This is a genomic window from Haladaptatus sp. W1 (assembly GCF_001723155.1).
GTDB classification, from domain to species: Archaea; Halobacteriota; Halobacteria; order Halobacteriales; family Haladaptataceae; genus Haladaptatus; species Haladaptatus paucihalophilus.
Window position 1 is genome coordinate 1 of sequence record NZ_MEIH01000142.1, and the last position, 8907, is coordinate 8907.

The following is an 8907-nucleotide window of genomic DNA, read 5'->3' on the forward strand; positions in this document are numbered from 1 at the left end:
CGGCGGCAAGTTCATGCAGATTCAGCGAGGAACTCGCCCACGACCACTACGGTGAACACGAGGGCAAGCCGTTTTTCGACGGTCTTGTCGACTTCATCACCTCCGGCCCAGTCTTTGCGATGGTCTGGGAAGGGCAGGACGCAACGCGACAGGTTCGTCGCATGATGGGCGAAACCGACCCAGCCGAATCCGCCCCGGGCACCATCCGCGGCGACTTCGGTCTCGACCTCGGCCGGAACGTGATTCACGGTTCGGACCACGAGGACGAGGGCGCGAACGAGCGCGAAATCGACCTGTTCTTCGACGAGGACGAACTGGTCGATTACGAGAAGATAGACGCCGAGTGGCTGTACGAGTAAGTCACTGACGCGTTGCAGTATTTTTCTGCACCCGACGACTTGGAGCGGAGCGGCCGTCCGACGGGTTCCGAATTCGTCACGTCAGGAGGAACGTAAGTAGAAACCCGGCCGCGGTTGCCAGCGCGACCAGTGGTCCGCCTTCGTCGAACGCTTCCGGCATCACCGTCGCGGCGAGCGACGCGAGGACCGCACCCCCGGCGAACGCGCGGACGGCGGCGAGGGTTTCGTCGCGGAACCCGGCCGAGACGACATCGCCGACCGCGACGGCGGCGGTGAGCAGTCCGGCGACGAACAGCCAGAGCGCGACGGTTTCCCGCTTCGAGTAGTTCCGTTTGCGCATGTCCGCCGCGCCGTTGAGCGACTCGGGGAGGTTCGAGGCGAAGATGGCGACCAGCAGGGTGAGATAGTGGACGTGCCCGCCGCCAGCGATGGCGACGCCGAGGGCGGTGTTCTCGGGAACGCCGTCGAGAGTGACGCCCGCCAACAGTGCGAACCCCGACTGGCTCGCGGCGTAGCGGTCTATCAGCAGGTCGGCACCGACGAAGACAGTCGCCCCGGCCATCAGACCGACCCCCGCATACCACGGACCGCCCGCTTCGAACGCCTCCCGAAACAGGTCGAAGGACAGCGCGGTGATGAGTGCGCCGCTGGAGAAGGCCAGCGCGGCCGCGACGACATCCTCCGGCGGCGTCCAGAACGCTCCGACCGCGCTCCCCACGACCAAGGCGCTCGACGCGAGCGCACCGACGACGAGCGGTGTCGGAAGAAACACGGTTTGTAGTTCGAAACGGAACCCGTTAGCGATTCCGGCCCTCGCGGGTTGCTTTTAACACTCTCGAAGTGACCAAAAAGCAGATAGTCGAAAGCGAGAACGACGTCGTATGGGACATTGTATCGCGTGCGGTGAGGACCTCATCGAAGTCGTAGAGAGCGAGACGGACGCGAAGTTCAGCGACGCGACCGTCTGGGAGTGTTCGGAGTGCGGTGCGATTCTCGGCGTGTCGGAATACGGGGTGTAGGAGGGAGGCGAAATCGTTGGAGACGCCTTGGGTCAGTTCGTTCTTACGAGGGCAGTAGCGACGAGGACGGCCCAGAAAGCCCCCGTCTGCTCGCTTCGAAATGATGTGGGTAATTTTGCTGGGACTGCAACTACCGGGCAACACTGAAGACCGCCTCGCACCGCAACCGCCCACGCGCCTCCCCAACCGATTCCCTACGGTGCTCCCGATGGTCGCACCTCCGGTCATCCCTCGCGCGGGCGCACTGCCGTGCGCCGTGCGGTTGATTTGTAAACGGGTAAACGACCAGCCCACCCTTCGGAGTGGCGCGCGCGGTACGGAGAGTGCGGATATCCCGCACAGCGATCACATGAACGGACGTGAATGTGACCTCGGAAGTCGCACGCCCGCGAACGAAGTGAGCAGGAACGTCTTCCGACGACCGGGAGCGTGGCGGGGGCTTTCGCGGCGGTCTGATTCCCTGTGGTTGCAATCACACTCCAGACAAACACCGCTCCTCGAAACAACCGGACATCCCGCTGGCTGGATGCGCAGGCTCTACGAGGTCCAAGACATCCACGTCAACATCTATTTTGAGGCAATTTTTGCCGCAACACTCCTCGTCACGACCGGCGCTATCGAAGGTCGAACTGGAGGGGGAACCATGAGCGATACCGAATCAAGCGAAAGCGGAGCGCACGAACACCACGAACACCACCACGACGTTGAGGGGCCGGGCTACGCGACGCCACAGGCCGCCATCGAGGAGGCGGAACGCGAGACGGTTGCGTACGTACCGTCGTTGTACGTCGGGACGGACGTCGATGCACCCGACTTCCTGTCGGTCGTGGACGTGAACCCGGACTCAGACACGTACACAGAGGTCATCGACCGCGTGGAGATGCCGAACAAGGGCGACGAACTACACCACTTCGGCTGGAACGCCTGTTCTTCGTCCTGCCACGTCGAGGGGCTGGAGCGACGCCACCTCGTCGTTCCCGGTCAGCGGTCGTCGCGGTTGCACATCATCGACACGAAGGACCGCGAGAACCCGGAAATCGTCAAAGTCATCGAACCGGAGGAGGTGTACGAGTACGACCTGTCCGCGCCGCACACCGTCCACTGCATTCCCGACGGGGAAATCCTCATCTCGATGCTGGGGGACGAGGACGGCGACCTGCCGGGTGGCTTCCTCGAACTGAACGACGACTTCGAAATCGAGGGGCGCTGGGACCCGCCGGGCGAAATCGAGATGAACTACGACTTCTGGTATCAGCCGCGGCACAACGTGATGGTCTCCTCGGAGTGGGCCGCGCCGAAGACCTACTATCCCGGCTTCGACTTGGAAGACGTCGAGGCGGGCAAATACGGTCACAAACTCCACTTCTGGGACTGGGAGCGGGGACAACTCCAGCAAACCGTCGATCTCGGCGAGGAGGGGATGATTCCGCTGGAAGTCCGGTTCCTGCACAGTCCGGAGGCGGCCCACGGCTACGTGGGCGCGGCGCTCTCGTCCAACGTCTTCCACTTCTACGAGCGCGAGAAGGAGTGGTTCGCGGAGAAGGTCATCGACATCGAACCGCGCGAGCACGAGGACTGGGACATGCCCGTGCCGGGTCTCATCACCGACCTCCTCGTTTCGATGGACGACCGCTACCTGTTCTTCTCGAACTGGTTGCACGGCGACGTGCGGATGTACGACGTGAGCGACCCGTCGAACCCGCGCCTCGCCGACCAGGTGTGGGCGGGCGGGTTGTACGGCCCGCGCCATCCGACCGGCGAGGACGACAGACCGGTCGTCGCGGGACCGCAGATGCTCCAACTCAGCATCGACGGCGAGCGCCTCTACTGGACCACCTCGCTGTTCTCCACGTGGGACAACCAGTTCTACCCGGAGGAGGGCGAGAAGGGATCCGTGATGCTCAAAGCCGACGTGAACCCGCGAAAGGGGACGATGACGCTGGACGAGGACTTCCTCGTGGACTTCGGCGAGATGCCGAACGGTCCCGCCCGAGCGCATGAAATCCGGTGGCCCGACGGCGACTGCACGAGCGACGTGTGGCAGTGACGGAGCGCGACGGAACGGCCGCCGAACGCGACGCCGACGGCGACCGCGACCGCCATCGCGTCGAACTTCGGTGGCGCGGGGGCGGAACGGAAACCGTCCGCGCCGCGGAAGCCGAATCGGTGCTGGCGGCGGCCGAGCGAGCGGACGTCGGCCTGCCATTCGGCTGTCGAATCGGCGCGTGTGCCACCTGCACCGGTCGTCTGCTGTCCGGGAAAATCGAACACGAGCGCGAACCGCGGGCGTTGAAAGCGGATTCGCTGGCGGACGGCTACATCCTGCTCTGTATCGCCCGTCCGGAGACGGACTGTCGAATCGAAGTCGGGACCGACGTTCATTCAGACCTCGTGACGAACCCGTGGAAGTAGTGGATAGGATAGCGTGTTCGCGGAATCAGAGTGAAAAAAGGTTTTTGGATGCGTTCAGATTTGGCGTGGTTGTAACCGCCAAGAAGCAGTCCTCGAACGCCCCTATCCGCTCGCTACGAGATGCTACTGGTTTTGCCGAAGTCGAAACTGTAGAGAGGTAGTCGCTGAAAGCCCCCCGTCCGCTCACTCCGTTCGCGGGACCAGGCGGCCACTTTCAGAAGTCCACCTAGACACAGCGACCGCACAGTACCGCAAACCGCCTCAGCCACACCCTCCCCAACCGATTCCTTCGCATCCGCTCAGTCATCCACCGTCAGAGCGTTGCTCTGACGAGCCATTCGTTCACTCCGGAAGACGCTCTGCGTCTTCCGTGCCCTCGTTCATTGCACTCACGAGGACACCGTTCACGAAGACCTCGCGTGATACTCAGCAGACCCTCGGCCGTGATGGCCTCAGGCCTGCTGGCGCACGCGCCAAAATGGTTGGTCCGATTGCGAGCGTTCGGGGGTTTCAGGACACGGCGCGATTACATTCGTGGCGGAGGCACGGAACGTTCGGCGCTCGCTTACGGCGATTGCAACGGAATTAAATCCACCACTCGTTTACAATTGGGGCCGAGGCGGTGGCATTTATATCGGCGAGGTCACACGTTGTGGTATGGATGACGATATCACGCGCCGTGCCCTCGTCGGCGCGATACTCGGGGAACGGCCGTCGGCGGGTCGCTCTCGCCCGTTCGGAGCTACCTCCGGCGCTTCGCCCCCTTGAGCGGGTCGGCGTGGGAGGGCGCGACGGACGACGTGAACGAGTCCGTCGAAAGCGAGTACGGGTCGGCGAAACTCCGCTACGACGAGGACGGCGTGCCGAACATCACTGCCGAAACCGAGACAGGACTCTACTTCGCGGTGGGTTACGCGCAGGCGCGGGACCGGCTGTTTCAACTCGACCTACAGCGGCGGTTGATGCGCGGGCAGGTTGCCGCCGTCGTGGGAGAACTGGCGGCCGACTCCGACGAGTTCCACGTCCAGATGGATTTCGCGGGTGCGGCGGACGCGACGTGGAACCACATCGCCGATTCGGAACCGGAGGCGGCGGAACCCGTCCGGGCGTTTTCGGCGGGCGTGAACGCGTACATCGAGAACGAACCGCTCCCGCTGGAGTTCAGCCTGCTGGAGTACGAACCGGCGCGGTGGACCCCTGAAGACACGATGCTGTTGGAAAAGCAGATTTCGTGGACGCTGACGGGGAGCTTTCTCACCCTCCGGCGCGCCAAGGTCGCCTCCGCGCTCGGCCCGGACGCCGCGACGGACCTCTACCCCGAGCGACTGGACCACGACTCGCCGATTATCCGCGGGAAAGACGAGGGGAAGGTGAACGAGGGAAAGACGGCGAACGATATCTCCCGACGGAACGAGGCGACCGACTCGGAAGCAGTCGGAGCGCCGTTGCTCGATTGGCTCGGCGGCTTTGAGCGCGACCACGGCATCGGGTCGAACAGCTGGCTCGTCTCGGGGAAACACACGAAGAGCGGGACCCCAATCGTGTCGAACGACCCGCACCTATCGCTGATGGCCCCGCCGGTCTGGTACGAGATGAACCTCGAACAGGGCGACATGCGCGTCCGCGGAGTCACGTTTCCAGGCGTCCCGTTCGTCGTCATCGGCGAGAACCACGCCGGGGCGTGGGGGTTCACCAACGCCGGTGCGGACGTCATCGACTTCTACCGGTACGAAACCGACGGGAATCGGTACCGCTACGAGGGCGAGTGGCGCGAGTTCGAAACCGAGGAGCGGGAAATCGAGGTCGCCGACGGTGAAAACAGGACGGCGACGGTTCGAAAGACGGTCCACGGGCCGGTACTCGAACGCGAGGGCTACCGGGTCGGCGTCGCGTGGACGGGCCACACGGCGACGAACACGACGGCGGCGATCCGCGAGTACGCCAGAAGCGACGGCGTGGACGACTTTCGCGCGGCGACGAAGGGATTCGACGAACCCACGCAAAACCTCATCTACGCCGACCGGGACGGCAACACGCTCTACTACGTCACCGGGAAGATTCCCCGCCGAACGGTGGACGGCGAGGAGGTCCGCGGCGACCGGATTTTCGACGGCTCCGCCGGAGAAGGCGAATGGGAAGGGTTCGAACCCTTCGGCGTCTCGTCGTGGGAGGGGTTCGTCCCGTTCGAGGACAAACCGCACGTCACCGACCCGGACCTGATAGCGACCGCGAACCAGCGAATCACGGACGACCCGTACCTCTCCGAGGGGTACTCCAGCCCCTACCGCGGCCAGCGAATCTACGAACTGCTGGACGAGAAGGCGAAAGCGGGGGCCATGGACGTGAAAACGATGGCGGAGATTCAGGACGACACGCTCGACAAACGGGCGGAAACGCTCGTTCCGAAGCTACTGGACGCCGCGGGAGGTGCGGACGGCCTCGAATCGGCGGTCCAAACGCTGTCGCGGTGGAACTACCGGATGGAACGCGATTCGGAGGCCGCCCTGCTGTTCGTCCACTGGTTCGACGCCTTCCGCGAGGAGGCGCTTTCGGACGCCTTCGAAGAGGCCGGGTTCGACGAGGACTACTACCCCCGCGATTGGGTGCTGGCGCACCTCGACGGCGAGCGCTGGTTCGGAAGCGAGGGGCGACAGGTGGCGATGGTCCGCGCCCTCCGAACGGCGTCGGAGACGGTCGCGGAGGGCGACGACGAGGTGTACGGGGATTACAACACGACGGAAGCCATCACGCATCCGTTCGACCAGTCGTTCCTGAACTATCCCGTGCTCCCGACGGACGGGTCGAGTCACACCGTGAACAATTACCGGAAGGACTCCGCGGTCGGCAGCAGTTGGCGGATGATCTGCCCGATGGGAGGCGACTCGAAGGCCATCGTCCCCGGCGGCAACTCGGGCGATTACTTCTCGGACCACTACCACGACCAACTCCGCCGATGGGCGAACACGGAGTACAAACCCCTGTCGCACGAGATTCGCGGCGACCTCGCCGTCGAGTTCGGAGGTGACGAATGAGCCGAGTGAACCGACTCGACGCGCTCCGGGCGAATCCGACCGCGAGACTGTCGTTCGTCGCCGTCGGTGCGGTCGTCGGCCTCGCCCTCGCGTGGACCCACTGGCTCGGCCTGCTGGTCGGCGGCGCGCTCGTCAGCATCCCCGCGCTGACACCGAAACGCGGCGTGCTCGCGGGATTCGGATTCGGCGTGCTCGCCCTCCTCCTCTTCTCCGGACTGCTCGCGCTCCACGGGTCGTTCAGCCACGCCCTCGGAATGGGGCAAATCACCGCGCTCACCGCGGCGATTCCGCTGGTTCTCGGAACCGTCGGTGGGCTGGCGCGGTCGTTAGCGTAGAGTCCTCTTCTCCCCCACTCAGGCTCGCGCCAGCAGTTGCACCCACGAGTCGGTCGCATCGACGCTGGCCGATTCGACGGTGAACCCCGCGCTGTCCGCCATCGACCGCAACTCATCGGCTCGGTAGAGCGTGAACCGTCGTCCGTCCTCCTCGTACACGTCGCCGCTCATCTCGCCGTCGCCGTGTTTGACCGAGAGGAGGCAGACGCCGCCGGGTCGGAGCACCCGACGGAACGTTTCCAGCGTGTCGGGAGCGTCCTCCCGCGGGACGTGGAGGAACGACGCACAAGCCCACAGGCCGTCGAAGGAATCGGACTCGAACCCGAGGCGACGCATGTCCATCTGCGCGAAATCGGCGGCAGGGGCGACCTCCCGCGCCGCCCGGAGAAAGTTCGGCGTGAGGTCGATGCCGACGACCTCGTGACCCCGCTCCGCGAACGTCGCCGACTCCCACCCGGGACCACAGCCCACGTCCGCGATTCGAGCGCCCCCCTCGGCCACTCCCTCGACGGCCGTCAGAAATCGCTCGACTATCCCCTCGACACCCGTTCGGTCCGCGTGCAGTTCCCGATACTCGTCCGCGACCGATTGATAGGTCGCAATCGTCTCCGGGTCCGTCATCGTTCGGTTCGGATGACGGAAAGCATCGGTTTAGTTGTCACTGTTGGAGGAAGTAATCCGGATACAGCAGTTACGACTCGAAGAAGCGATAGTGGAAGAGTGCACCGGACGAGGTTTGAACACCGAACGGACAGTCCTGCTCGGTTGTCCGTTCGTGGCTTCGCCACTCACACTCCCTGCGCGGGCCGTGTCCAGTCTAGTTCGAAGCCCTCATGAATTCCCTCGCTTCGAAACCGAGCGACACAGCACGCTGGTCGCTCAGGGAGTAGCGCTCGGAAAATGCACCGGACGGGATTTGAACCCGTGCCATGAGCTTGGAAGGCTCAGGTCCTGCCACTAGACCACCGGTGCGTGCTGCTCACTTCGCTCGCACCACGCACCGTGCCTCACTTCACTTCGTTCAGTGAGACACCGGTGCGAATCACGGTACGTCGAACGTGAGTGTATCCCTCAATTGTGCACCCCGGCTTAAGGGTGTTACTGTTTCGGCCCGCGGACGACGGCGTAACAGTTCCCGCTGGAGATGGACACGTCGTCGGAGACGAGGGCGCTCTCGTCGAGGTCCTCGCGGAACTCGTCGGGCGAGTAGATGTGGTAGAACCGCGGCACCGTTTCCCCGCCGGGGAGCGTCCAATCGACGGTCGTGTCGAAGCCCTCCTCGCGGTCGAATTTGTCGTGAGCCGTGCTCCACGCGCTGACGAGCGCGGTTCCGTCGGGTGAGAGCACGCGGGCGAGTTCGTCCAAACTGCCGACGCGGGCCTCGCGGTTCGGTAGGTGGTGAAGCGTGGCGACGTAGACCGCGAGGTCGATGGTGTCGTCGTCGAGCGGAATCCGGGCCGCGTCGCACTGCACCAGTTCGAGGTCGAAACCGCGTTCCGTTGCCCGTTCGCGGGCCTCGACGAGGAGGTCCGCGCTCACGTCCGCGCCGATGACGCGGCTGGCGTGTCCGGTCAGCAGTTCCGCGTGCCTGCCGTTGGCACAGCCGAGGTCGAGGGCCGTGGTGCCCGCTCGACCGTCAAGGAACGATTCGACTTCGGGCCACGCGTACTCCCGCGTCTTGGCGAAGTGGTCCGCGATGCGGTCGTAGGTCGCCCGTACGTCGTGACTCGTCGGGTTCACAGTCGAACTC

Annotated in this window: 7 protein-coding genes, 1 tRNA gene and 2 pseudogenes; 6 read left to right on the plus strand and 4 right to left on the minus strand. The window is 64.4% G+C overall.

The window, feature by feature from the left end:
• Positions 1 to 359 (plus strand): annotated as a pseudogene (locus BG842_RS07885) (nucleoside-diphosphate kinase); the annotation flags it as partial.
• Positions 360 to 435: 76 nt separating this feature from the next.
• Here BG842_RS07885 and BG842_RS07890 read toward each other — a convergent pair.
• Positions 436 to 1131 carry a ZIP family metal transporter gene (locus tag BG842_RS07890; protein WP_069450351.1) on the minus strand — a complete coding sequence of 232 codons (696 nt, stop codon included), beginning with the start codon at positions 1129 to 1131 and terminating at the stop codon, positions 436 to 438.
• A gap of 109 nt (positions 1132 to 1240) precedes the next feature.
• Here BG842_RS07890 and BG842_RS29675 point away from each other — a divergent pair, with 109 nt between their 5' ends.
• From BG842_RS29675 to BG842_RS07910, 5 genes and pseudogenes are all read left to right on the plus strand, one after another.
• Positions 1241 to 1378, plus strand: a complete 138-nt coding sequence (locus BG842_RS29675) for a hypothetical protein (protein ID WP_007978738.1) — start codon at positions 1241 to 1243, stop codon at positions 1376 to 1378.
• A 643-nt stretch (positions 1379 to 2021) separates the two neighbouring features.
• Positions 2022 to 3425 (plus strand): selenium-binding family protein, encoded by a 1404-nt coding sequence (locus BG842_RS07895; RefSeq protein ID WP_069450356.1) that lies wholly within the window; start codon positions 2022 to 2024, stop codon positions 3423 to 3425.
• Positions 3422 to 3790, plus strand: a complete 369-nt coding sequence (locus BG842_RS07900; RefSeq protein WP_069450352.1) for a 2Fe-2S iron-sulfur cluster-binding protein — start codon at positions 3422 to 3424, stop codon at positions 3788 to 3790. The genes BG842_RS07895 and BG842_RS07900 overlap by 4 nt, the downstream gene beginning before the upstream one ends.
• Before the next feature lie 657 nt (positions 3791 to 4447).
• Positions 4448 to 6822 (plus strand): annotated as a pseudogene (locus BG842_RS07905) (penicillin acylase family protein).
• Positions 6819 to 7157 (plus strand): hypothetical protein, encoded by a 339-nt coding sequence (locus tag BG842_RS07910; RefSeq protein WP_069450353.1) that lies wholly within the window; start codon positions 6819 to 6821, stop codon positions 7155 to 7157. The pseudogene BG842_RS07905 and the gene BG842_RS07910 overlap by 4 nt, the downstream one beginning before the upstream one ends.
• Before the next feature lie 18 nt (positions 7158 to 7175).
• On the opposite strand, the gene BG842_RS07915 is transcribed toward BG842_RS07910, so the two are convergent.
• The 3 genes from BG842_RS07915 to BG842_RS07925 form a co-directional block, all read right to left on the minus strand.
• Positions 7176 to 7778: a bifunctional 2-polyprenyl-6-hydroxyphenol methylase/3-demethylubiquinol 3-O-methyltransferase UbiG gene (locus BG842_RS07915; protein ID WP_069450354.1), complete on the minus strand. Its 603-nt coding sequence runs from the start codon at positions 7776 to 7778 to the stop codon at positions 7176 to 7178.
• A 280-nt stretch (positions 7779 to 8058) separates the two neighbouring features.
• Positions 8059 to 8129, minus strand: a tRNA-Gly gene (locus BG842_RS07920).
• Positions 8130 to 8255: 126 nt separating this feature from the next.
• A complete protein-coding gene (locus BG842_RS07925; RefSeq protein ID WP_069450355.1) occupies positions 8256 to 8897 on the minus strand; it encodes a class I SAM-dependent methyltransferase in 642 nt (213 codons plus the stop codon).
• Positions 8898 to 8907 lie beyond the last annotated feature (10 nt).

Coding starts and splice junctions, on each gene's coding strand:
- BG842_RS07895 (WP_069450356.1), top strand. CDS start 2,022: ATGAGCGATACCGAATCAAGCGAAAGCGGAGCGCACGAACACCACGAA.
- BG842_RS29675 (WP_007978738.1), top strand. CDS start 1,241: ATGGGACATTGTATCGCGTGCGGTGAGGACCTCATCGAAGTCGTAGAG.
- BG842_RS07915 (WP_069450354.1), bottom strand. CDS start 7,778: ATGACGGACCCGGAGACGATTGCGACCTATCAATCGGTCGCGGACGAG.
- BG842_RS07910 (WP_069450353.1), top strand. CDS start 6,819: ATGAGCCGAGTGAACCGACTCGACGCGCTCCGGGCGAATCCGACCGCG.